Genomic DNA, 22,439 nt, shown 5'->3' on the forward strand with positions numbered 1-22,439 from the left:
CGCTCAGCGCCCGCCCGTCTTCTGCGCATTGTCCGACTGCTTCCCGCGCACCAGCTTCCACACGGCGCCGAGCGCGACCGGCACGATCGCCGCGCCGATCCCGACCAGCACGATCACGTTCAGGTACTGGCGGATGAACGGGATGTTGCCGAAGAAATAACCGAGCAGCACGAGCAGCAGCACCCACACCAGCGCACCGATCACGTTGAAGAGCTGAAAGCGCGCGGCGCTCATCGACGACGCGCCCGCAACGAACGGCGCGAACGTGCGCACGACCGGGATGAAACGCGCGAGCACGATCGTCTTGCCGCCGTGCTTGTCGTAGAACGAGTGGGTCTTCTGCAGCGCGGCGCGGTCGAGGAAGCGTTCGAGCACCGGGATGTGCGTATTGAACACCTTCGGGCCGACCCAGCGGCCGATCAGGTAGTTTACGGTGTTGCCGGAAATCGCCGCGACGAGCAGCAGCACGATCAACAGGCCGACGTTCATTTCGCCCGTCGCCGCGAACGCACCGCCGATGAACAGCAGCGAATCGCCAGGCAGGAACGGGAACACGACGAGCCCCGTCTCGCAGAACACGATCAGGAACAGCACGAGATAGACCCACGCGCCGTACTGCCGGATGAAATCGCCGAGGAAAGCGTCGATATGCAGGACAAGATTGACGAAATGAAGCAGCGTATCCAAATGCGATTCCTCGAAGGCGAGAGGGCCGGAGCGGCCGGAAGAGACCAGACATGGCAGAGGCGCCCGCCAGCCAGGGCGGCGCGCGCAGTGGAGCCATGATACCGAAACTACCTTAAGGCTCCGTGAAAAAACGTAACGGATCGCCGCCCCGGCACGCGGGCGCAGCCTCGCTATAATTCGGCCATGTCCGATATCACCGAAACGGCCGCGGGCGCCGCGCCCGCCCCCGCTCCGCGCCCGCTGCGCGCGATCCAGCCCCTGCCCGACCAGCTGATCAGCCAGATCGCCGCCGGCGAGGTCGTCGAACGCCCGGCGTCGGTCGTCAAGGAGCTGCTCGAGAACGCGATGGACGCCGGCGCGACGTCGCTGCGCATCGTGCTGGAAGAAGGCGGCGTGAAGCGCATCTCGATCACCGACGACGGCTGCGGGATCCCGCCCGACGAGCTGGCGCTCGCGCTGATGCGCCACGCGACCAGCAAGATCCGCTCGCTCGAGGAGCTCGAAGCCGTCGCGACGCTGGGTTTTCGCGGCGAAGCGCTCGCGTCGATCGCATCGGTGGCCGAGATGTCGATCACGAGCCGGACGGCCGATGCCGCGCACGCGATGAAGATCGACGCGCAGACGGGCGTGCTGTCGCCCGCCGCCGGCTCGACCGGCACGACGATCGAGGTGCGCGAGCTGTACTTCAACACGCCGGCGCGGCGCAAGTTCCTCAAGAGCGAGCAGACCGAATTCGGCCACTGCCTGGAAATGATCCGCCGCGCGGCACTCGCGCGGCCGGACGTCGCGATCTCGGTGCTGCACAACGGCAAGGCCGTCGAGCACTGGAATGCGACCGAGCCCGCGCAGCGCGTCGCGAAGATCCTCGGCGACGGTTTCGCGACCGCGCACCTGCCGCTCGACGAGCAGGCGGGCCCGCTCGCCGTCTACGGTTGCGCCGGGCTGCCGACCGCCAGCCGCGGGCGCGCCGACCAGCAGTATTTCTTCGTCAACGGCCGCTTCGTGCGCGACAAGCTGCTGACGCATGCGGTGCGCGCGGCCTACGAGGACGTGCTGCACGGCGACCGCTACCCGTCGTACGTGCTGTTCCTCGACCTGCCGCCCGAAGCCGTCGACGTAAACGTGCATCCGTCGAAGATCGAGGTGCGCTTCCGCGATTCGCGCTCGATCCACCAGTACGTGTTCCATGCGGTCCAGCGGGCGCTCGCGCGCCATGCGGGCGCGTCGCCGGAAACCACGGCGGGCGGCCATGCCGCGCATCTCGAGCCCGCGCCGCGCGGGCCGTCGTCGTTCCTGGACACGCCGCTCGGGCAGAACCTGGGCCACGCGACGGGCGGCGGCGCCGGCAGCGGCGGCGGTGGCTTCTCGTCGCCGTCGTCCTCGTCGTCAGGCAACACCTGGATGCGCCAGGCGCGCATGACGCAGGGCACGCTGCCCGTCGCGCAGCCGCTGGCGCTCTACGACGCGCTGTTCGGCCGCAAGGACACCGGCGCCGGCACGCCGGACGGCACGACGACCCTCGCACGCGATTCGGCCGGCGCACCCGTCGCGCCCTTGCCCGGCTTCACCGCCTCGCCGATCGCCGCCACCCCGCACGACGAGCAGCCGCTCGGCTTCGCGCTCGGCCAGATCCACGGCATCTACGTGCTTGCGCAGAACGCGCACGGCCTCGTGATCGTCGACATGCACGCGGCGCACGAGCGGATCCTGTACGAACAGTTCAAGAACGCGCTCGCCGACCGCACGGTCGCCGTGCAGTCGCTGCTGCTGCCGATCTCGATGACGGCCACGCCGGTCGAGATCGGCACGGTCGAGGAAGAACGCGACACGCTCGAATCGCTCGGCTTCGATCTCGCGGTGCTGTCGCCGACGACGCTCGCGATCCGCGCGGTGCCGGCGCTGCTGAAGGACGCCGACCTGCAGTCGCTCGCCCGCGCGGTGCTCGCCGACCTGCACGCGTTCGGCGGCTCGCGCGTGCTCACCGAGCGGCAGCACGAGCTGCTCGGCACGCTCGCATGCCATCACGCGGTGCGCGCGAACCGGCGGCTGACGCTCGACGAGATGAACGCGCTGCTGCGCCAGATGGAGGCGACCGAGCGCGCGGACCAGTGCAATCACGGCCGGCCGACCTGGTATCAGCTCACGCTGAACGATCTCGACCGTCTCTTCATGCGCGGCCAATGAGCGCTACGCTGCACCCCGCTCCAACGACGATCGCCTGCCTGCTCGGCCCTACCGCCTCGGGCAAGACGGCCGCGGCGCTGGCGCTCGCCGCGCGTCGCCCGATCGAGATCGTCAGCGTCGATTCGGCGCTCGTCTACCGCGACATGGACATCGGCACCGCGAAACCGTCGCGCGAAGAACGCGCGAGCGTGCCGCACCACCTGATCGACATCATCGACCCGGCCGACGCGTATTCGGCCGCGGAATTCCGCGCGGACACGCTGCGCCTGATCGGCGAGATCGTCGCGCGCGGCCGCACGCCGCTGCTCGCGGGCGGCACGATGCTGTACTACAAGGCGCTGACGCAGGGGCTCAACGACCTGCCCGGCGCCGATCCGGACGTGCGCGCCCGGCTCGACGCCGACGCCGCGCGCGACGGCTGGCCCGCGCTGCATGCGCAGCTTGCGCAGGTCGATCCCGACACGGCCGCGCGGCTCGCGCCGAACGATTCGCAGCGGATCCAGCGTGCGCTCGAAATCTTCATGCTGAGCGGGCAGCCGATGTCGGTGCTGCTCGCCGCGCCGCGCCGCACGGACGATGCGGCGGCCGCGTACCGCTTCGTGCCGGTCGCGCTCGAACCGTCGGATCGCGCGGTGCTGCACGCACGGATCGCGCAGCGCTTCGACGCGATGCTCAAGGCGGGCTTCATCGACGAAGTCGAACGGTTGCGCCGCCGCGACGATCTCCATCCCGACCTGCCGTCGATGCGCTGCGTCGGCTACCGGCAGGCGTGGGAATTCCTCGACGGCGATACCGACTACCGGACGATGCGCGACAAGGGCATTTTCGCGACGCGCCAGCTCTGCAAGCGCCAGATCACGTGGCTGCGCGCGATGCCGGAGCGGATCGTCGTCGACTGCATCGCGCCGGATTCGACGGCCCGCGCGCTCGACGCGCTCGAACGCGTCCTCGACGGCGGCACGCCGGGGAGCTGAACGCGTCAGCCGTCCCGGCGCGCCGCGAGCCGCGCACGGGCGCCGTCGACGATCCACGCGATGCCGCGCTCGAACGCCTCGTCGCCGCTGCGTTCGCGCAGCGCGGCCCAGCCTTTCGCGAGCAGCGGATACTCGGCCGCATCCGGCAGCGGCGCCTCGGCGTCGCCGTCCGGTTGCGCCTGCTCCTCCAGCACCCATCCGACCACGAAGCGGCCCAGCGCATACATCACGTCGACCGCCTCCTCTGGCGCGAAACCCGCTTCGCCGAGCAGCGCGACCTTGCGTTCGATCGAGCTGAAATGCAGCGCCCGCGGCCGCGTCCCGGCATGCAGGCGCGCGCCGTCGCGATAGGCCAGCAGCGCGTGGCGAAAACTGCGCGCGTTGTCGAGAAGCCACGCATCCCACGCGTCGCCCGGCCGCGGCAGCGACGCGTCGTGGCGCTCGAGCATGATCGCCTCCGCCATCGCGTCGAGCAGTTCGGCCTTGTTCCTGAAATGCCAGTACAGTGTCGGCGACTGCACGCCAAGCCGCTCGGCGAGCCGCCGCGTCGACAGGCCATCGATCCCCACTTCGTCCAGCAAGTCGAGCGCCGCGCGCAATACCGTGTCGCGCGTCAGTCGCGCCCCTGTGTCCTTCATCTCTATCACCGATAGGGAAATCATGGAATAATCATCACTCTATCATCGATAGAGTGTCCCTCTTGAATCCATCCCTGATTGCCATCCTGGCCACGGTTTTGCTCGACGCGATCGGCGTCGGGATCGTGATGCCGATCCTGCCCGGGCTGCTGCGCGCGCTCGCCGGCGTGGGCGGCATCGATACCCATTACGGGATCCTGCTCGCGCTGTACGCGTTCGCGCAGTTCCTGTGCGCGCCGCTGCTCGGCGCGCTGAGCGACCGTTTCGGCCGCCGCCCGGTGCTGCTCGCGTCGCTCGCGGGTGCCGCGCTCGACTATCTGCTGATGGCGCTCGCGCCGACGCTCGCCTGGCTTTACGTCGGGCGGCTGATCGCGGGCATCACCGGCGCGAACGTCGCGGTCGCGACTGCATACGTCACCGACGTGACGGCCGAACCCGACCGCGCCCGGCGCTTCGGCCAGCTCGGCGCGATGATGGGCATCGGCTTCATCGCAGGCCCGTTGATCGGCGGGCTGCTCGGCGCGCTGCATCTGCGCGCGCCGTTCGTCGCGGCCGCGCTGCTCAATGCGCTCAACCTCGCGCTGGTCTGGCGCGCGCTGCCGGAATCGCGGCCGCGTTCGGCCCGCGAAGGCCAGGCGGCCGGCGCGCTCAACCCGTTCGCGAGCCTGCGCCGGCTGAGCGGCGCGCCCGCGCTTGCGCCGCTGGTCGGCATCTACGTGATCGTGGCGCTCGTGTCGCAAGCGCCCGCGACGTTGTGGATCCTGTACGGCCAGGAACATTTCGGCTGGTCGACGCCGGTCGCGGGGCTGTCGCTCGCCGGCTACGGCGCGTGCCACGCGCTTGCGCAGGCGTTCGCGATCGGGCCGCTGATCGCGCGGCTCGGCGAGCGCCGCGCGCTCGCACTGGGCCTCGCGGGCGACGCGCTCGGGCTCGTGGCGATTGCGTTCGCGACCGCCGCGTGGGTGCCGTTCGCGCTGCTGCCGCTGTTCGCGGCGGGCGGCATGACGCTGCCGGCGTTGCAGGCGATGCTCGCGCGGCAGGTCGACGATGCACGCCAGGGCGAACTGCAGGGTACGCTCGCGAGCGTGGCGAGCCTGATCGGCGTCGCGGGGCCGCTGGTCGTCACCGCGACCTATGCGGCGACGCGCGCAACGTGGCCGGGGCTGGTGTGGGCCGCCGCCGCGCTACTCTACCTGCTGGTGCCGCCCTTGCTGGCCGGCGCGCGTCCGGCGAACGCGCCGCGGCCGTCCGCTTGAGCGTCGGCGGCGCCGCCGCGCTCAACGCACGAGCGTCACGAGATTCGCGTCGCGCACGAGCTGCCAGCGGCCGTCGGTCTTGCGGAAGATCGTCAGCGTAGGGCCCGAGCGGCGAATCGTGTCGCCGCCCGGCGGCGTCGCGTCGATCTCGATGAAATTGCGCATGTACGCCCAGTCGCCGATCACGCGCAGTTCGTCGATCCGGTAACGGCCGTCGATCGTCGGCGCATGCTCGGCGCCCGCGTTCGCGTCGCGCGACGCAGCCGCGAACGCCGCCTTGTCGAACGGCGGCTTGCCGGCCACCATGAAGATCGCGTCGTCGGCGATCAGGTCGAGCACGGTGGCCAGATCGCCGCGCCGGCTCGACACGAACCAGTTTTCCACGAGCGCGCGGATCGCATGTTCGTCTTCGGTCATCGTCGTCCCTCCTTCATCGGCGCGCGTCCGCATGCCGCGCGGCGCCCGAAAAAAAACCGCCCGGATCGACTCCGGGCGGCTTTCCTTGCGGCATCTGCTGCTGGCGGCGCGTCAGACCACGACCGTCTGCGCCTCGCCTTCGCGGGTCGCACGCACGGTGCCGATCTTCCACACCTGTTCGCCGGCGGCGGTCAGGTCGGCGATCGCCGCGTCGGCATCGGCCGCCGAGACGATCACGGCCATGCCGATGCCGCAGTTGAACACGCGGTGCATTTCCGCATCGGCGACACCGCCGTGCTCCTGCAGCCACTTGAACAGCGGCGGCAGCGGCCAGGCGTTCTGGTCGAGCTCGGCGGTGAGGCCTTCGCGCAGCACGCGCGGGATGTTCTCGACGAGACCGCCGCCCGTGATGTGCGCCATGCCCTTCACCGGCAGCTTCTGCATCAGCGCGAGCAGCGGCTTCACGTAGATGCGCGTGGGGGCCATCAGCGCGTCGGCGAGCGAGCGGCCGTGGAAATCGGCCGACAGGTCGGGGTTCGCGCGCTCGATGATCTTGCGCACGAGCGAGAAACCGTTCGAGTGGATGCCGCTCGACGCGAGGCCCAGCACCACGTCGCCTTCGGCGATCGTGCTGCCGTCGATGATCTTGCTCTTCTCGACCGCGCCGACCGCGAAGCCGGCCAGGTCGTATTCGCCGTCCGGGTACATGCCCGGCATTTCGGCCGTTTCACCGCCGATCAGCGCGCAGCCCGACAGTTCGCAGCCCTGCGCGATGCCCTTGACGACCGTGGCGGCCGTGTCGACGTCGAGCTTGCCGCACGCGAAGTAGTCGAGGAAGAACAGCGGCTCGGCGCCCTGCACGAGGATGTCGTTCACGCTCATCGCGACCAGATCCTGGCCGACCGTGTCGTGTTTGTTCAGATGAAACGCCAGCTTGAGCTTGGTGCCCACGCCGTCGGTACCCGACACGAGCACGGGCTCCTGGTACTTCTTCGGCACTTCGAACAGCGCGCCGAACCCGCCGATGCCGCCGAGCACGCCGTCGCGCAGGGTTTTCTTCGCAAAAGGCTTGATCTTGTCGATGAGCGCGTCGCCTGCGTCGATGTCGACACCTGCGTCACGATAGGACAGACCCTGAGCGTCGGGAGCGGATTTCGGAGGATTCATGGGGGAATGCGAGAAGGTCGGTAAAATGCGATTTTACCCGAAGCCGGCCCGTTGGCCGGAATTCCCAGCACCGAATCGTCAGGGATTGCATCTTGGTCAACACGTCCCCGTTTTCATCGCCGAGCCGTCCGCGCCGAAACCCGCGCGGCGCCGTGCGTGCGGCCGCGCGTGAAGCCCACGGATCCGCAAGCCCCCGAGCGCGCCCGGCGTACGGCGCGCGTATTTTCAACCGACCTGCATTGTGACTGTTGTGTCCCGTCAACTGACGCTCGATCTCGGCACGCCGCCGCCCGCCACGTTCGACAACTTCATCATGAACGAGGAGAACGACGAGCTCATCTCGCGCCTGCAGAAGCTCGACCTCGCGCTCGCGGCGGGCCCCGTGCCGGACCGGTCGTTCTATATCTGGGGCGAGCCCGGCAGCGGCCGCACCCACCTGCTGCAGGCGCTCGTGAGCGACGCGTCGTACGGCTATGCGCGCTACCTGACGCCGCAGAGCCCGCTCGGCGCGTTCACGTTCGACCCGCGAATCGGCATCTACGCGATCGACGACTGCGACCGGATGAGCGACGCGCAGCAGGTCGCGCTGTTCAATCTGTTCAACGAAGTGCGCGCGCACCCGTCGAGCGCGTTCGTCGCGGCGGGCCCCGCGGCGCCGCTCGCGCTCGACGTGCGCGAGGATCTCCGCACGCGCCTCGGCTGGGGGCTCGTGTTCCACCTGTCGCCGCCGTCCGACGCCGGCAAGATCGCGGTGCTCAAGCTCGCCGCGAAAGAGCGCGGGATCGCGCTCACCGACGACATCGCCGCCTACCTGCTGACCCATTTCCGCCGCGACATGCCGAGCCTGATGGCACTGCTCGACGCGCTCGACCGCTTCTCGCTCGAGCAAAAACGCGCGGTCACGCTGCCGCTGCTGCGCCGGATGCTCGCGCGTCCCGGCGACGACATCACACCACCGGGCACGGGCCCGAACCGCTTCGAGTAAAATGCGCTTCCATGACTAATCTGGCACTCTTTGACCTCGATCACACGCTGATCCCCACCGATAGCGACCACGAATGGGGCCGCTTCATGGTGAAGCTCGGCATCGTCGACGCGGAAAGCTTCTCGCGGCAGAACGATCAGTTCTTCGCCGACTACAAGGCCGGCAAGCTCGACATCCACGCGTACCTCACGGCGATGCTCACGCCGCTCGCGAAGTATTCGCGCGCGCAGCTTGCGCAATGGCACGAGCAGTACATGCACGAGGTGATCCGGCCCGCGATGACGCCCGCCGCGCTCGAACTGGTGCGCAAGCACCTCGACGCGGGCGACCTGTGCTGCGTGGTGACCGCGACCAACGAGTTCATCACGCGCCCGATCGCGACCGCGTTCGGCGTCGATACGCTGATCGCGTGCGAGGTCGAGACGACCGACGGGCATCCCGACTCGCCTTACACGGGCCGGCCGACCGGCACGCCGAGCTACCGCGAAGGCAAGATCGTGCGGACCGAAGCATGGCTCGCATCGCTCGGCAAGCACTGGGACGACTTCGCGCACAGCTATTTCTACAGCGACTCGCACAACGACATCCCGCTGCTCGAGAAAGTCACCGACCCGATCGCGACCAACCCTGACGACACGCTGCGTGCGCATGCAAGCACCCGCGGCTGGCGTATCCTCGATCTTTTCTGAACGTCGTGATCAAAAAATTCATCCGCAAGCTGCTCGGTCAGGACGAAACCGGGCAAACGTCTCCCGCAGCGGCCCCGGCCGACGAAGCGGCCCCTGCTGCCCCGCGCGCGCCGAAGGGCGCCCGCGGCGCCGGCACGAAAAAGCCGCGCAGCAACCATGAGCCGACCGTCGTGCCGGCCAGCGTGCACGGCATCAATCCAGCGCTGATCTCGAGGAACGCCGTGCGCGTGACCGACACGCTGCAGCAGGCGGGCTTTCGTGCGTTCATCGTCGGCGGCGCGGTACGCGACCTGCTGCTCGGCATCGCGCCGAAGGACTTCGACGTCGCGACCGACGCGACGCCGACCGAAGTCCAGCGCCTGTTCCGCCGCGCGCGCCTGATCGGCCGCCGCTTCCAGATCGTCCACGTGCAGTTCGGCCAGGAACTGATCGAGGTGTCGACGTTCCGCGCGCTGGTCGACGCGCCGCCCGAGGCCGCCACCGCCGAGCCGCCGAAGCGCCTGAAGCGCGACGAACTCGATCGCCGCACGCATGCGGTCGACGCCAGCGGCCGCGTGCTGCGCGACAACGTGTGGGGCGAGCAGCACGAAGACGCCGCGCGCCGCGACTTCACGATCAACGCGATGTACTACGACCCGTCGACGCAGACGGTGCTCGACTACCACGACGGGATGGCCGACATGCGCGCCCGCCTGTTGCGGATGATCGGCGATCCGGCCACGCGCTTCCGCGAGGATCCGGTGCGGATGCTGCGCGTCGTGCGCTTCGCGGCGAAGCTCGGCTTCGAGATCGAGCCGCATACGCGCGAGCCGATCCACGCGCTCGCCGACCTGATCAACAACGTGCCGGCCGCGCGCCTGTTCGACGAGATGCTGAAGCTGCTGCTGTCGGGCCACGCGCTCGCGTGCCTGACGCGGCTGCGCAAGGAAGGCCTGCACCACGGGCTGCTGCCGCTCCTCGACGTCGTGCTCGAACAGCCGCAGGGCGAGAAATTCATCACGCTCGCGCTGAACAACACCGACGCCCGCGTGCGCGCCGGCAAGCCGGTGTCGCCGGGCTTCCTGTTCGCGACGCTGCTGTGGCACGACATGCGCCAGCGCTTCGAGCAATACACGGCCGACGGCGAAATTCCGGTGCCGGCGCTCCATCGCGCGATGGACGACGTGCTCGACATGCAGACCGAGAAACTGGCGATCCACAAGCGCTATTCGGCCGACATGCGCGAAATCTGGGGCCTGCAGCTGCGCCTCGAGAAGCGCTCGGGCCGCAGCGCGATGCGGCTGCTGGAACACCAAAGGTTTAGAGCGGGGTATGATTTCCTCCTGTTACGCTGCGAATCCGGCGAGCTCGATGCGGAAGTCGGACAGTGGTGGACGGATTTCATCGAAGGCGACGCGGCCGCTCGCGAGGCCTTGCTCACGCAGGGCGGCTCGAAGGAAAAATCGCCCCGCAAGCGGCGCCGCCGCGGCGGTGTGCGAAACCGCAAGCCGGGTGAAGGTGCGGCCGAGCAGGTGCCGGATACCTCGGGCGGGTCCGACGACTGACGCGCTCGCCGGCGAACGACGTAGGAAGTGATGCCATGACGGTTGCATATATCGGACTGGGGGCGAATCTCGGCGATGCGCGCCAGACCCTGAAGGACGCGGTGGTGTGCCTCGCGCAGCAGCGCACCATCTCGATCCTCGGCAAATCGAGCCTGTATCGCACGGCGCCCTTCGAAGCGGGCGGCGACGACTACTACAACTGCGTCGTCAAGCTCGATACGACGCTGTCGGCCCGCGAACTGCTCGCGCTTTGCCAGAAGATCGAACATCACTTCGGGCGCGAGCGCCCGTATCGCAACGCGCCGCGCACGCTCGACCTCGACATCCTGCTGTTCGGCGCCGATTCGATCGACGAACCCGACCTGATCGTCCCGCACCCGCGCCTCACCGACCGTGCGTTCGCGCTCGTGCCGCTCGTCGAGATCGAACCGGCGCTCGACATTCCCGCGCGCGGCCGTGCCGATGCCTTCCTCGCCGCCGTGGCAGACCAGCGCGTCGAGAAGGTGCAAACCTGCCAGTGCCCGATGCAGAAGGCGCTCGCTGCCGGCGAAGACGCCGACAAGACCCGCTGCCGATGAACTCCACTCCGCTGACCGTCACCGCACCCGACCTGCGCGCCCCGCACCGTTATCTCGTGATCGAAGGCCCGATCGGCGTCGGCAAGACGACGCTCGCGCGCCTGCTCGCCGAGCGCTGGTCGATGCAGACGCTGCTCGAACGCCCGCAGGACAACCCGTTTCTCGAACGTTTTTACCGCGACACCGCGCGCTACGCGCTGCCCGTGCAGCTGTCGTTCGCGCTGCAGCGCGCGCAGCAGGCGCGCGAGCTGATCGGCGCGCTCGACACGGGCCGCCCCGTCATCGCCGATTTCATGCCGCAGAAAAACGACATCTTCGCGCGGCTGAACCTGCCGGAAGACGAATGGCAGCTGTATCGTGCGGTCGCGACGCACGTCGACGTGCCGCAGGCGCCGTCGCCCGACCTCGTCGTCTATCTGCAGGCAAGCCCCGAAGTGCTGTTCTCGCGCATCCAGAAGCGCGGGCTGCCGATGGAGCTGCAGATCAGCGATGCGTACCTGCGCTCGCTCGTCGACGCGTACAACGAATTCTTCTACCACTACGACCGCACGCCGGTGCTGACGGTCGCCGCGGAACACCTGAACCCGCTGGATTCCCCCGAAGATCTCGCCCTGCTGATCGAGCGCATCGAGACGATGCGCGGCCGCAAGGAGTTCTTCGTCAAGGGCGAGACGACGCGCTGACGCGTCCCGCCTGTCGTTCCTCACTTATCGACCCGGATTTCCCATGACCTATCTCCAGGAATCGAGCCGGCCTGCCGTGACGGTGCCCAAGCTGCAGGCAATGCGCGACGCCGGCGAGAAGATCGCGATGCTCACCTGCTACGACGCGAGCTTTTCCGCGCTGCTCGATCGCGCCGGCACCGACGTGCTGCTGATCGGCGATTCGCTCGGCAACGTGCTGCAGGGCCATACGACCACGCTGCCCGTGTCGCTCGACGACATCGCGTACCACACGGCCTGCGTTGCTCGCGCGCAACCGCGCGCGCTCGTCGTCGCCGATCTGCCGTTCGGCACGTACGGCACGCCGGCCGAGGCGTTCGCGAACTCGGTCAAGCTGATGCGCGCCGGCGCGCAGATGGTCAAGCTCGAAGGCGGCGAATGGCTCGCCGATACGATCCGCTTCCTCGTCGAGCGCTCGGTGCCGGTGTGCGCGCACGTCGGCCTCACGCCGCAATCGGTGCATGCGTTCGGCGGCTTCAAGGTGCAGGGCAAGACCGAAGCCGGCGCCGCGCAACTGCTGCGCGATGCGCGCGCGGTCGAGGACGCGGGCGCGCAGCTCGTCGTGCTCGAAGCCGTGCCGACGCTCGTCGCGTCCGAAGTCACGCACATGCTGAAGATTCCGACGATCGGCATCGGCGCGGGCGTCGACTGCTCGGGGCAGGTGCTCGTGCTGCACGACATGCTCGGTGTATTCCCCGGCAAGCGGCCGCGTTTCGTGAAGGATTTCATGCAGGGCCAGCCGAGCATTCAGGCGGCTGTCGAAGCCTATGTGAGCGCGGTGAAGGATCGGTCGTTCCCCGGCCCCGAGCACTCGTTCTGACGCGTCATCGGCCGGATGTGAAAAAGCGCGGCGCCCTTTGCGGGGCGCCGCGCTTTTCGTTGGTGCGCTGAAAGTCCGGTGGCCGGCGCGAGCGCGAGGCCCGCTCCGTCACATCGTCACGTCAACACCGCGTCGAGCGCACCGCGCAATGCATTGGTCAGCAGCAACCCTTGTGCGCGCGCAAGATCGTCGCGGGTCACGACGCGCTCCACCGCGCCGAACGCCCGGTCGTCGAGCAGCACGCCGCGCATCACGCCCGGCAGCACGCCGCACGCCAGCGGCGGCGTCACCCACTGGCCGTCGAGCTTCACGAACAGGTTCGAGCGCCCGCCTTCCGTCACCTCGCCGCGTTCGTTGACGAACAGCATGTCGAAACCGCCGAGCGACTCGGCCGCCTGCCACGCGCGGTCGTATTCGGCACGGCGCGTGGTCTTGTGCAGCAGCAGCGCGTCGCTCGCGCGGGTCGGCGCGAAACCGTGCGCGGACGCCAGCAGTACGCCGACCGGCCCCGCCGGCAGCGGCTTCAGCGGCGCCGCGACGATCTCGATCGTGCCGTCCTTCGCCAGCGCGAGCTTCATCCGGTACGCGCCGTCGCCGTCGAGCGCCGCGCAGCGCGCGTCGATCTCGCGACGCAACGCGTCGGCGTCGAAGCGGAAGCCGAACGCATCCGCGCTGCGCTGCAGCCGCGCGAGGTGTCGATCGAGATGCCGGATGCCGTCCGCACGCGTGGCCGCGGTCGTTTCGAACAACTGGAAACCGGGATCGGCATCCGTCAGGAATCGCGCTTTCAATTCGCACTCCGCATATTCGTCAGCCGCGACGCTGTCGAGCACGATGCCCGCGCCGACCCCCATCGTGCCATGATGCCGCGTTGCCGCACCGGATGGGTCGACACCGGTCTCGGCTCCGTCGAGCGTCAGCGTCCGGATCGCGACCGACAGGCAGAAATCGCCGCAGCCGGCCGCGCGGTCACCCGGCGCGTCGAGCCAACCGATCGCGCCCGTATAAAGCCCGCGCGGCGTCGACTCGATCGCATCGATCAACTGCATCGTCTTGTACTTCGGCGCGCCCGTGATCGACCCGCACGGAAACAGCGCGCGCAGCATCTGCGCAAACGTCGTGCCGTCGCGCCAGCCGGCCTCGACCGTCGACGTCATCTGCCACACCGACGCATACGGTTCGACGGAGAACAGCGCCGGCACCTTGACGGTGCCGGTGCGCGCGATCCGCGACACATCGTTGCGCAGCAGGTCGACGATCATCACGTTTTCCGCACGGTTCTTCGGATCGCTCGCGAGGAACGCGGCGGCCGCCGCATCGTCGCGCGGATCGGCCGAACGCGGCGCGGTGCCCTTCATCGGCCGCGCGCGCAGCACGTCGCCGTGCTTCTCGACGAACAGCTCGGGCGAGCACGACACGACCCACGCGCCGCCGGGCAGCGCGATCAGCGCGCCGTACCGCACGGGCTGGCGCGCGCGCAGCCGGCGGTACAGTGCGAGCGGTGTGCCGAACACGTCGAAATCGAGCCGGTACGTGTAGTTGACCTGGTAGGAGTCGCCCGCGCGCAGCGCGTCGTGCACCGCGGCGATCGCTGCATCGAACGCGTCGCGCGACACGCTCTTCGCGACATGCGCAACGCCCGCGATCGACGGCGCGCCGCCGCCGTCCTGCCGCGCGAGCCATGCGTCGACCTCGTCGCGCGACAGGCGCTCGCAGCGCGCATACAGCAAAAAGCGCAGCGGGGCCTGGCCCGGCTGCGCCCGTTGCAGGTTGCGTCCGAATTCATAATCGCCGACGACGACCGCGTGCAGCCCGTCGCGCAGGTCCTGTGCGACCGCCGCATCGATGTCGTCGAGCCGCGCCGGATCCGTGCACACGCGTTCGCGCACGAATCCCGAATACAAACGACTCGACCGCGCGGACGCGGTCGAGTCGCAATCGTCCAAGAGCGCGAACGACGCGCTCTCGTTGCCTTCAGTCATGCCGTTACTCGAAGAAGCTCTTCACACGGTCGAACCAGCTCTTGCTCTGCGGGCTGTGACGCGCGCCGCCCTCGGCCAGCGACTTCTCGAACTGCTTGAGCAGATCGCGCTGGGTGTCGGTCAGCTTCACGGGCGTCTCGACCTGCACGTGCACGTACAGATCGCCCGCGATGCTCGAACGCAGCCCCTTGATGCCCTTGCCACGCAAGCGGAACGTCTTGCCCGACTGCGTGCCTTCCGGCACCGGGAACGACGCACGGCCGGCCAGCGTCGGCACCTCGATCTCGCCGCCGAGCGCGGCGGTCGTGAACGGGATTGGCATCTGGCAATGGAGATCGTCGCCGTCGCGCTCGAACACCGCATGCGGCTTGATGTGGATCTCGACGTACAGGTCGCCCGGCGGCCCGCCGTTGATGCCCGGCTCGCCGTTGCCGGCCGAGCGGATCCGCATCCCGTCGTCGATCCCGGCCGGGATCTTCACTTCGAGCGTCTTGGTTTCCTTCACCTTGCCCGACCCGTGGCAGTGCACGCACGGCTCGGGGATGTAGGTGCCCGTGCCATGGCACTTCGGGCAGGTCTGCTGGATGCTGAAGAAGCCCTGCGACATGCGCACCGTGCCCTGGCCATGACAGGTCGGGCAGGTTTCCGGCTTCGTGCCGGGCTTCGCGCCCGACCCGTGGCACACCTCGCACGACACCCAGCTCGGCACGCGGATCTGCGTGTCGTAGCCGTGCGCGGCCTGCTCGAGCGTGATTTCCATGCTGTAGCGCAGGTCGGCGCCGCGGTATACCTGCGGGCCGCCGCGGCCGCCGCGTGCGGCGCCGCCCGCGGCCTGACCGAAGATGTCGCCGAAGATGTCGCCGAATGCATCCGCGAAGCCGCCGAAGCCCTGTGCGCCCGCACCGCCCATGTTCGGATCGACGCCCGCGTGGCCGTACTGGTCGTACGCGGCCCGCTTCTGGCCATCCGACAGCATTTCATAGGCTTCCTTCACCTCCTTGAAATGCTCTTCCGCATCCTTGCTGTCCGGATTGCGGTCAGGGTGATACTTCATCGCAAGCTTGCGATATGCCTTCTTGATTTCGTCGTCGCTCGCATTCTTCGCGACGCCCAGAACCTCGTAGTAATCCCGTTTCGCCATATCGATTCACTGTGCCGCCACGCATCGCGCACACGGCGGCTCCTTTCGCCTGCAGTAAAGTCTCTCGACTCGTCTGGCGCTGCGCCGTCCGCGGACGGCTCGCGCAGCACCCGCCAAAAAACAAATGTGCCCGGAGGGCCGCGAGGCCCGCCAGGCGTGGAGTCGATCCGGCCATCCGGAAGGAAAGACAGACCGCTTTTCAGCCGCTGGTCAGTCGCGCCGCGCGCGGTTTCGCGCGCGGCGTGCGGTGCCATTGCAACCCGGCTTAGTCCTTCTTCACTTCCTTGAACTCGGCGTCGACGACATCGTCGGCGGCCTGCTGGGCGCCGCCCGCGTGGGCCGCGCCTTCCGCCGCACCGGCCGCGCCAGCCGCACCTGCCTGCTGGGCCTGCATGTCGGCGTACATCTTCTCGCCGAGCTTCTGCGACACCTTGCCGAGCTCCTCGACCTTCGCGTCGATCGCCGCCTTGTCGGCCGACGTGTCCTTCAGCACTTCCTCGAGGGACTTCAGCGACGCTTCGATCGCTTCCTTCTCGCCCGCGTCCAGCTTGTCGCCGTACTCGGTCAGCGCCTTCTTCGTGCTGTGGACCAGCGCGTCGCCCTGGTTGCGCGAATCAGCCAGCTCGCGCAGCTTGTGGTCTTCCGCCGCGTTCGCTTCCGCGTCCTTGATCATCTGGTCGATTTCGGCTTCGGACAGGCCCGAGTTCGCCTTGATCGTGATCTTGTTTTCCTTGCCGGTCGCCTTGTCCTTCGCGCCGACGTGCAGGATGCCGTTCGCGTCGATGTCGAAGGTCACTTCGATCTGCGGCACACCGCGCGGTGCGGGCGGAATGCCTTCGAGGTTGAACTCGCCGAGCAGCTTGTTGCCCGCTGCCATTTCGCGTTCGCCCTGGAACACCTTGATCGTCACGGCGCCCTGGTTGTCGTCGGCCGTCGAGTACACCTGTGCGTGCTTCGTCGGGATCGTCGTGTTCTTGCTGATCATCTTCGTCATCACGCCGCCGAGCGTCTCGATACCGAGCGACAGCGGGGTCACGTCGAGCAGCAGCACGTCCTTGCGGTCGCCCGACAGGACCTGGCCCTGGATCGCCGCGCCGACTGCGACGGCTTCGTCCGGGTTCACGTCACGGCGCGGATCCTTGCCGAAGAACTCCTTCACCTTCTCCATGACCTTCGGCATGCGCGTCTGGCCGCCGACCAGGATCACGTCGTCGATGTCCGACACCTTGACGCCTGCGTCCTTGATCGCGATGCGGCACGGTTCGATCGTGCGCTCGACGAGGTCTTCCACCAGCGCTTCCAGCTTCGCGCGGGTGATCTTCAGGTTCAAGTGCTTCGGGCCCGACGCGTCCGCCGTGATGTACGGCAGGTTGATTTCGGTCTGCTGGCTCGACGACAGCTCGATCTTCGCCTTTTCGGCGGCTTCCTTCAGGCGCTGCAGCGCGAGCACGTCCTTCGACAGGTCGACGCCCTGCTCCTTCTTGAACTCGCCGATGATGTAATCGATGATGCGCTGGTCGAAGTCTTCGCCGCCGAGGAACGTGTCGCCGTTGGTCGACAGCACTTCGAACTGCATTTCGCCGTCGACGTCCGCGATCTCGATGATCGACACGTCGAACGTGCCGCCGCCGAGGTCATACACGGCGATCTTGCGGTCGCCCTTCTCGGCCTTGTCGAGGCCGAACGCGAGCGCGGCCGCGGTCGGCTCGTTGATGATCCGCTTGACCTCGAGGCCCGCGATGCGGCCGGCGTCCTTGGTCGCCTGGCGCTGGCTGTCGTTGAAGTACGCCGGCACCGTGATCACGGCTTCCGTGACCGGTTCGCCGAGGTAGTCTTCGGCCGTCTTCTTCATCTTGCGCAGCACTTCCGCCGAAACCTGCGGCGGCGCGAGCTTTTCGCCGTGTGCTTCGACCCATGCATCGCCGTTGTCGGCCTTGATGATCGAGTACGGCATCAGGCCGATGTCCTTCTGGACTTCCTTCTCTTCGAAGCGGCGGCCGATCAGGCGCTTCACCGCGAACAGCGTGTTCTTCGGGTTGGTCACCGACTGACGCTTGGCCGGCGCGCCGACGAGGACTTCGTTGTCGTCCATGTACGCGATGATCGACGGCGTGGTGCGCGTGCCTTCCGAGTTCTCGATGACCTTGACCTGGTTGCCTTCCATGATGGCGACGCACGAGTTCGTGGTGCCGAGGTCAATACCGATGATCTTTCCCATTTTTCCTAATCTCCAGAAATGCCTGTTTGCTGCGCGAAAACCCGCGTTTTGGGGCGGTTTCGCGCGCCAGAATTCAACTCTGTTCCCGAAATGCGTCCGTCCGGTTCGTTTTCAAGACCCGACGAGCGATGCGGATATTAAATTTTTTCAATCGCCGCCGGTAGCCGGATCGTGCAGGCCATCGCCCGCCGCCGCGACCTTCGCGCGCGCCGCCGACACGGCCGCCTGGAACTGCGCGAGGCCATGCCAGCCCGTCGCGCGGCCCAGCCGCTTGCCGCGGTGGAAAAAGAACCACGTCGGCACGCCGTGCAGCCCGAAGCGGCGCCCCAGCTGATGGTGTTCGTACACGTTGCAATGGAACCACTTCAGATCCAGCGCGCGGATCGCGTCGGGCTGGGCGAGCATCGCCTTCTTCGCGATCTCGCAGTTGAAGCAGTCGACGCCCCAGAAGAACACCACCGCCAGCGCGTCGCCCGCGCCGTCGAGCGCCGCGTCGAACGAACCGGCGTCGAGCGCCTGCATGTCGAACGCGTCGAACGCGGCCGGATCGACGCCGGCGGGCACCATGGCGGCGGCCTTACTTCGGCTGGGCGACGGTGACGAGCGCCGGGCGCAGCACGCGGTCGGCGATCGTATAGCCCTTTTGCAGCACGGTGACGACGGTGTTCGGCTCCTGCTCGGCCGGCACCATCGAAATCGCCTGGTGCTGGTGCGGATCGAACTTCTCGCCGACCGGGTTGATGGCGACGACGCGGCCCTTCTCGAGCGCGCTCGTCAGCTGGCGCAGCGTCAGCTCGACGCCTTCCCGCACCTTCGCGATGTCGCCGGAGGTGTCGCTGACGGCCGCTTCCAGGCTGTCCAGCACGGGCAGCAGGTGTTCCGCGAAGCTCTCGATCGCGAACTTGTGCGCCTTCGACACGTCGTCCTGCGCGCGGCGGCGGACGTTCTCGGTCTCGGCCTTCGCCCGCAGGAAGCTTTCCTGCAGCTCGGCGACCTTGGCTTGAGCCTCCGCGAGCGCCGCGTCGGCGGCTTCGGCGGCGGGCGCGGCGCCTTGCGCCGCCTGCTTCTCGCTGCCGTTGTCTTCGGCCGATTGGGGTGCCGGGTTCTCTTGCGTGTTTTCCATGTCGCTGAAAGTCGATTAGAGGTTGAAGCCAAATCGGCAATCGCCGGATCGTATAGATCGTATAACCGGCGGTACCGCACATTGCTGGTGCAGATAAGGGCGGAAACTGCGATTTCAAGAGGGTTATTCGCCGGCATTCTCCAATGCCGCGAAACAACCGCGCGTTTCGCCGGTGCATGCGCCGCATAGTCCGCCAGATCGGGCGAAACGGCCTGTAACAACGCTTACCGGGCAAGGACTAGCTCCGCACAGGCCGGCTGCACTACACTCCACTCAAGCGTCGGAAAAGCGTGTTTACCCTAGCTGACCGACGCCTTACACCACCTGGCGCCGTTTTCACCCTTGTGTTCGAGGGGAGTACCGTGAAACTGACCTTTGCGATATCGGTGGTCGCGCTGGTACTCATTGCCGGCACCACCACCATCTGCCTGTCGGGAGCCGTCACCGACCGCACGACCGAATACGGCAGCGCGCGGGCGACCTTCGACCAGATGTTCAGCTCCCACCAGAAAATCTGTCGATGATGCGCCGGTCGCGCTTCGTCGGCCGGCCGTGCAGTTCGGCCGCCGGCTCGCGATACGTGCGGCGCCGCTCCAGTTCGGCGAGCCGCGCGGCCCGCCCCGCTTCCGTTTCCTGGTAAAGCGTCTGCGCGACGCTCGCCGGCCCGCGGACGTCGCACACGCCCAGCACGGCAATGTGCCAGACGATGCCGTCGATCGCAATCTCGACCTCGTCGCCGACCCGCACGTCCTTCGCCGGCTTGACCGCCGCGCCGCCGATCTTCACGTGCCCCTTGTCGACCGCATCGGTCGCAAGCGAGCGCGTCTTGAAGAAGCGGGCCGCCCATAGCCATTTGTCGATGCGCAGCTTCGCGCCCGGATCCGTGGAAATCCTGTAATTCATGTCGGCCTCCGCCGGGCCGCCCCAGGGAGGCTCGCCGCCCCGTCGGGCGGCGGCGAACCAGGCGGGCGTGAGAGTCGTTTCATCTCAGTTCACCGTCTCGGGCTGCGCGGCCTTGACCGGCCAGCCCTGCAGATTCTCGGCGACGATCTCGCCGAGCGCGCCGATCCACGCGTGCGCGCCGTTCAGGCACGGAATGCGGTGGAACGTCTTGCCGCCGCCGGCGAGGAACTCGTCGCGCACTTCCATGCCGATTTCCTCGATCGTCTCCAGGCAATCGGCCGTGAAACCGGGACAGAACACGTCGGCCCGCCGCACGCCGGCCTCGCCGAACTCGCGCAGCGTCGGCGCCGTGTACGGCTGCAGCCATTCGGCCTTGCCGAAGCGCGACTGGAACGTGACGCGGCACTCGGTCGTCGACAGCCCGAGCGCGGCCATCAGCAACGCGCCCGTCTGCTGGCACTGGTCGTGATACGGGTCGCCGAGGTCGAGCGTGCGCTTCGGCACGCCGTGGAAACTCAGCACGAGCTTGTCGCCGGCCGCGAAGTCGGGCCGGCCGTGCTGTGCCCAGTACTGGCGCACCTGCTCGGCCAGCGCGTGGATATAGGCCGGATGGTCGGCGTAGTGCCGCACCGTGCGGACTTCCGGCTGGTTGCGCATGCGCGCGAGCGCGTCGAAGGCGGCATCGAACGCGGTGGCCGTGGTCGACGCCGAATATTGCGGATACATCGGCATCAGCAGCACGCGCTCGACGCCCGCGCGCTTGAACTGCGCAAGCGCGTGCGAAATGTTCGGGCTGCCGTAGCGCATCGCGTAGTCGACCATCACGTGATAGCCGTTCGACGCGAGCAGGTGCCGCACGCTGTCGGTCTGGCGCTCCGAGTACACGCGCAGCGGCGAGCCTTCGGGCATCCAAACGGCCGCGTACTTCTTCGCGGAGGCGCGGCCGCGCAGCGGCAGGATCAGCGTGCGCAGCAGCACCTGCCAGACGGCCTGCGGAATCTCGACGACGCGCGGATCCGACAGGAATTCGGCCAGGTAGCGCCGCACGGCGCGCGGCGTGGGTGCGTCGGGCGTGCCGAGATTGATCAGCAGCACCCCGATGCGATGGGCAGCAGCGATGCTCGAAGGCGGCTCAAGATCGAAACGCATGGGCAAGAACGTGCTCGGGGCACGGGACCGGACGGCTCTCAATTATAGCGGGCCGCCCCTTGCCGTTCGGCCGACTGTCGGCGCGGGCGGCATGACGACATGATGACGGGGCGGGATCAGGTGCCGATTGCAGGCTATTGCTGGCTCAGCGTGAGCGACAGCAGGCGCGCGGTGATGTCGACGATCGGTATCACGCGGTTGTACGCCATCCGGGTCGGGCCGATCACGCCGAGCGTGCCGACGATCTTCCCGTTCACCTCGTAAGGCGCGGTGACGACGCTCATTTCCTCGATCGGCACGAGCGTCGATTCGCCGCCGATGAAGATCTGCACGCCCTGGGCGTGGCTCGACACGTCGAGCAGTTGCAGGAGGCCCGTCTTTTGGTCGAACACGTCGAACAGCTTGCGCAGCCGCGCCATGTCGGACGACAGATCCGCCACTTCGAGCAGGTTGCGCTCGCCGGAAATCAGCACGGTGTCCTCGGTGTCGGGCACCTCGGTACTGGCCGTCACGGCCGCGTGCATCAGCGTGGTCATGTCGCCGCGCAGCTGGTCGATCTCGTCGCGCAGGCGGCGGCGCACCTCGTCGAACGACAGGCCGGCGAAATGCGCGTTGATGTAGTTGGACGCCTCGGTCAGCTGCGACGGCGAATAGTCGCGCGGCGTCGCGAGCATGCGGTTCTGCACGTCGCCCTCGGGCGTGACGATGATCAGCAGGATGCGCTTGTCGGACAGGCGCATGAACTCGATCTGCTTGAACACGTGGCTGCGGCGCGGCGTCAGCACGACACCCGCGAACTGCGACAGGTTCGACAGCACGCTCGCGGCGGCGGCGACCACCCGCTGCTGCGGCTCGCCGGCCTGCAGCGTGTGCTGCACCTGCCGCGCGACGGCCTCGGCGTCGATCGGCGCCTCGACCGTCAGCATCGTGTCGACGAACAGCCGATAGCCGCGCGGCGTCGGCACGCGGCCGGCCGACGTGTGCGGGCTCGACACGAGGCCGAGCTCCTCCAGGTCGGACATCACGTTGCGGATCGTCGCCGGGCTCAGCTCGAGCCCGGAGTAACGGGACAACGTGCGCGATCCGACTGGCTGACCGTCGGCGATATACCGTTCGATCAGGGTTTTCAGGAGGGTTCGTGCGCGAGGATCTAGCATGGTGGAAAATTTTAGCGCAACCGCGCGACCGCGGCGAGTGGCGTCGGCCACCGTTGCGCGGGCCGGCCCGATCCGGCCCCGTCGGCGCACAGCCGGTTCTTTTCG

The 22,439-nt window shown here is 68.0% G+C and carries 22 protein-coding genes; 10 read left to right on the top strand and 12 right to left on the bottom strand.

The features are described from left to right. Window positions 1-3 precede the first annotated feature (3 nt). Window positions 4-687, bottom strand: coding sequence for a DedA family protein (locus AC0KUR_RS17980; RefSeq protein ID WP_034187182.1), 684 nt, complete (start codon window positions 685-687; stop codon window positions 4-6). A gap of 183 nt (window positions 688-870) precedes the next feature. On the opposite strand from AC0KUR_RS17980, the gene mutL reads away from it, so the two are divergent. Both mutL and miaA read left to right on the top strand, forming a co-directional pair. Beyond that, window positions 871-2,871, top strand: coding sequence for a DNA mismatch repair endonuclease MutL (gene mutL, locus AC0KUR_RS17985; RefSeq protein WP_473376253.1), 2,001 nt, complete (start codon window positions 871-873; stop codon window positions 2,869-2,871). Continuing rightward, complete coding sequence (gene miaA, locus AC0KUR_RS17990) at window positions 2,868-3,845, top strand: tRNA (adenosine(37)-N6)-dimethylallyltransferase MiaA (RefSeq protein WP_473376254.1); 978 nt, start codon at window positions 2,868-2,870, stop codon at window positions 3,843-3,845. Before mutL ends, miaA begins: the two co-directional genes overlap by 4 nt. A gap of 5 nt (window positions 3,846-3,850) precedes the next feature. Here miaA and tetR read toward each other — a convergent pair whose 3' ends face one another. Next, entirely contained in the window at window positions 3,851-4,483 is a 633-nt protein-coding gene (tetR, locus tag AC0KUR_RS17995; protein WP_473376255.1) for a tetracycline resistance transcriptional repressor TetR, read from the bottom strand. Between the two features lie 62 nt (window positions 4,484-4,545). Here tetR and tet(64) point away from each other — a divergent pair, with 62 nt between their 5' ends. Next, window positions 4,546-5,739, top strand: a complete 1,194-nt coding sequence (gene tet(64) / locus AC0KUR_RS18000; RefSeq protein ID WP_473376256.1) for a tetracycline efflux MFS transporter Tet(64) — start codon at window positions 4,546-4,548, stop codon at window positions 5,737-5,739. 21 nt (window positions 5,740-5,760) lie between these two features. Here the strand turns inward: tet(64) and AC0KUR_RS18005 are convergent, their stop codons facing one another. Next, window positions 5,761-6,156 (bottom strand): YybH family protein, encoded by a 396-nt coding sequence (locus AC0KUR_RS18005; RefSeq protein WP_049028592.1) that lies wholly within the window; start codon window positions 6,154-6,156, stop codon window positions 5,761-5,763. Between the two features lie 111 nt (window positions 6,157-6,267). Beyond that, a complete protein-coding gene (purM, locus tag AC0KUR_RS18010; protein ID WP_034187177.1) occupies window positions 6,268-7,323 on the bottom strand; it encodes a phosphoribosylformylglycinamidine cyclo-ligase in 1,056 nt (351 codons plus the stop codon). A 250-nt stretch (window positions 7,324-7,573) separates the two neighbouring features. On the opposite strand from purM, the gene hda reads away from it, so the two are divergent. Genes hda through panB form a run of 6 tightly spaced genes read left to right on the top strand, consistent with a single transcriptional unit; the run spans window position 7,574 to window position 12,661 of the window. Beyond that, window positions 7,574-8,308 carry a DnaA regulatory inactivator Hda gene (gene hda / locus AC0KUR_RS18015; protein WP_034187176.1) on the top strand — a complete coding sequence of 245 codons (735 nt, stop codon included), beginning with the start codon at window positions 7,574-7,576 and terminating at the stop codon, window positions 8,306-8,308. Between the two features lie 11 nt (window positions 8,309-8,319). After that, window positions 8,320-8,997 (top strand): histidinol-phosphatase, encoded by a 678-nt coding sequence (locus AC0KUR_RS18020; protein WP_049028593.1) that lies wholly within the window; start codon window positions 8,320-8,322, stop codon window positions 8,995-8,997. A gap of 5 nt (window positions 8,998-9,002) precedes the next feature. Beyond that, window positions 9,003-10,541 carry a polynucleotide adenylyltransferase PcnB gene (gene pcnB / locus AC0KUR_RS18025; RefSeq protein WP_069707102.1) on the top strand — a complete coding sequence of 513 codons (1,539 nt, stop codon included), beginning with the start codon at window positions 9,003-9,005 and terminating at the stop codon, window positions 10,539-10,541. A gap of 35 nt (window positions 10,542-10,576) precedes the next feature. Further along, on the top strand, window positions 10,577-11,119 hold the full coding sequence (gene folK / locus AC0KUR_RS18030) for a 2-amino-4-hydroxy-6-hydroxymethyldihydropteridine diphosphokinase (protein WP_034187173.1): 543 nt from the start codon (window positions 10,577-10,579) through the stop codon (window positions 11,117-11,119). After that, entirely contained in the window at window positions 11,116-11,802 is a 687-nt protein-coding gene (locus AC0KUR_RS18035; RefSeq protein ID WP_034187172.1) for a deoxynucleoside kinase, read from the top strand. Before folK ends, AC0KUR_RS18035 begins: the two co-directional genes overlap by 4 nt. A gap of 43 nt (window positions 11,803-11,845) precedes the next feature. After that, window positions 11,846-12,661, top strand: a complete 816-nt coding sequence (gene panB / locus AC0KUR_RS18040; RefSeq protein ID WP_034187171.1) for a 3-methyl-2-oxobutanoate hydroxymethyltransferase — start codon at window positions 11,846-11,848, stop codon at window positions 12,659-12,661. Between the two features lie 116 nt (window positions 12,662-12,777). Here panB and pabB read toward each other — a convergent pair whose 3' ends face one another. The 5 genes from pabB to grpE all read right to left on the bottom strand — a co-directional run bounded on the left by pabB (window position 12,778) and on the right by grpE (window position 19,125). After that, window positions 12,778-14,643, bottom strand: coding sequence for an aminodeoxychorismate synthase component I (gene pabB / locus AC0KUR_RS18045; protein WP_226227334.1), 1,866 nt, complete (start codon window positions 14,641-14,643; stop codon window positions 12,778-12,780). Between the two features lie 4 nt (window positions 14,644-14,647). Continuing rightward, a complete protein-coding gene (gene dnaJ / locus AC0KUR_RS18050; RefSeq protein WP_034187169.1) occupies window positions 14,648-15,784 on the bottom strand; it encodes a molecular chaperone DnaJ in 1,137 nt (378 codons plus the stop codon). Window positions 15,785-16,049: 265 nt separating this feature from the next. Next, window positions 16,050-18,002, bottom strand: a complete 1,953-nt coding sequence (dnaK, locus tag AC0KUR_RS18055) for a molecular chaperone DnaK (RefSeq protein ID WP_021162213.1) — start codon at window positions 18,000-18,002, stop codon at window positions 16,050-16,052. Window positions 18,003-18,149: 147 nt separating this feature from the next. Continuing rightward, window positions 18,150-18,569, bottom strand: a complete 420-nt coding sequence (locus tag AC0KUR_RS18060) for a thioredoxin family protein (protein ID WP_473376257.1) — start codon at window positions 18,567-18,569, stop codon at window positions 18,150-18,152. Window positions 18,570-18,579: 10 nt separating this feature from the next. Further along, entirely contained in the window at window positions 18,580-19,125 is a 546-nt protein-coding gene (gene grpE / locus AC0KUR_RS18065) for a nucleotide exchange factor GrpE (RefSeq protein ID WP_034187167.1), read from the bottom strand. Window positions 19,126-19,487: 362 nt separating this feature from the next. Here grpE and AC0KUR_RS18070 point away from each other — a divergent pair, with 362 nt between their 5' ends. Then, window positions 19,488-19,649, top strand: a complete 162-nt coding sequence (locus AC0KUR_RS18070) for a hypothetical protein (protein WP_006476841.1) — start codon at window positions 19,488-19,490, stop codon at window positions 19,647-19,649. On the opposite strand, the gene AC0KUR_RS18075 is transcribed toward AC0KUR_RS18070, so the two are convergent. The 3 genes from AC0KUR_RS18075 to hrcA all read right to left on the bottom strand — a co-directional run bounded on the left by AC0KUR_RS18075 (window position 19,621) and on the right by hrcA (window position 22,334). Further along, window positions 19,621-20,028 (bottom strand): RNA-binding S4 domain-containing protein, encoded by a 408-nt coding sequence (locus AC0KUR_RS18075; RefSeq protein ID WP_034187166.1) that lies wholly within the window; start codon window positions 20,026-20,028, stop codon window positions 19,621-19,623. The two genes, AC0KUR_RS18070 and AC0KUR_RS18075, sit on opposite strands and share 29 nt — an antisense overlap. 84 nt (window positions 20,029-20,112) lie before the next feature. Beyond that, on the bottom strand, window positions 20,113-21,177 hold the full coding sequence (hemH, locus tag AC0KUR_RS18080; protein WP_473376258.1) for a ferrochelatase: 1,065 nt from the start codon (window positions 21,175-21,177) through the stop codon (window positions 20,113-20,115). A gap of 134 nt (window positions 21,178-21,311) precedes the next feature. Continuing rightward, a complete protein-coding gene (gene hrcA / locus AC0KUR_RS18085; RefSeq protein WP_034187164.1) occupies window positions 21,312-22,334 on the bottom strand; it encodes a heat-inducible transcriptional repressor HrcA in 1,023 nt (340 codons plus the stop codon). Between the last annotated feature and the right edge of the window lie 105 nt (window positions 22,335-22,439).

This window comes from Burkholderia sp. YHN3-13 (genome assembly GCF_055810675.1).

Coding starts and splice junctions, on each gene's coding strand:
- mutL (WP_473376253.1), top strand. CDS start 871: ATGTCCGATATCACCGAAACGGCCGCGGGCGCCGCGCCCGCCCCCGCT.
- miaA (WP_473376254.1), top strand. CDS start 2,868: ATGAGCGCTACGCTGCACCCCGCTCCAACGACGATCGCCTGCCTGCTC.
- tetR (WP_473376255.1), bottom strand. CDS start 4,483: ATGAAGGACACAGGGGCGCGACTGACGCGCGACACGGTATTGCGCGCG.
- AC0KUR_RS18005 (WP_049028592.1), bottom strand. CDS start 6,156: ATGACCGAAGACGAACATGCGATCCGCGCGCTCGTGGAAAACTGGTTC.
- purM (WP_034187177.1), bottom strand. CDS start 7,323: ATGAATCCTCCGAAATCCGCTCCCGACGCTCAGGGTCTGTCCTATCGT.
- AC0KUR_RS18020 (WP_049028593.1), top strand. CDS start 8,320: ATGACTAATCTGGCACTCTTTGACCTCGATCACACGCTGATCCCCACC.
- folK (WP_034187173.1), top strand. CDS start 10,577: ATGACGGTTGCATATATCGGACTGGGGGCGAATCTCGGCGATGCGCGC.
- AC0KUR_RS18035 (WP_034187172.1), top strand. CDS start 11,116: ATGAACTCCACTCCGCTGACCGTCACCGCACCCGACCTGCGCGCCCCG.
- panB (WP_034187171.1), top strand. CDS start 11,846: ATGACCTATCTCCAGGAATCGAGCCGGCCTGCCGTGACGGTGCCCAAG.
- pabB (WP_226227334.1), bottom strand. CDS start 14,643: ATGACTGAAGGCAACGAGAGCGCGTCGTTCGCGCTCTTGGACGATTGC.
- dnaJ (WP_034187169.1), bottom strand. CDS start 15,784: ATGGCGAAACGGGATTACTACGAGGTTCTGGGCGTCGCGAAGAATGCG.
- dnaK (WP_021162213.1), bottom strand. CDS start 18,002: ATGGGAAAGATCATCGGTATTGACCTCGGCACCACGAACTCGTGCGTC.
- AC0KUR_RS18060 (WP_473376257.1), bottom strand. CDS start 18,569: ATGGTGCCCGCCGGCGTCGATCCGGCCGCGTTCGACGCGTTCGACATG.
- grpE (WP_034187167.1), bottom strand. CDS start 19,125: ATGGAAAACACGCAAGAGAACCCGGCACCCCAATCGGCCGAAGACAAC.
- AC0KUR_RS18075 (WP_034187166.1), bottom strand. CDS start 20,028: ATGAATTACAGGATTTCCACGGATCCGGGCGCGAAGCTGCGCATCGAC.
- hemH (WP_473376258.1), bottom strand. CDS start 21,177: ATGCGTTTCGATCTTGAGCCGCCTTCGAGCATCGCTGCTGCCCATCGC.
- hrcA (WP_034187164.1), bottom strand. CDS start 22,334: ATGCTAGATCCTCGCGCACGAACCCTCCTGAAAACCCTGATCGAACGG.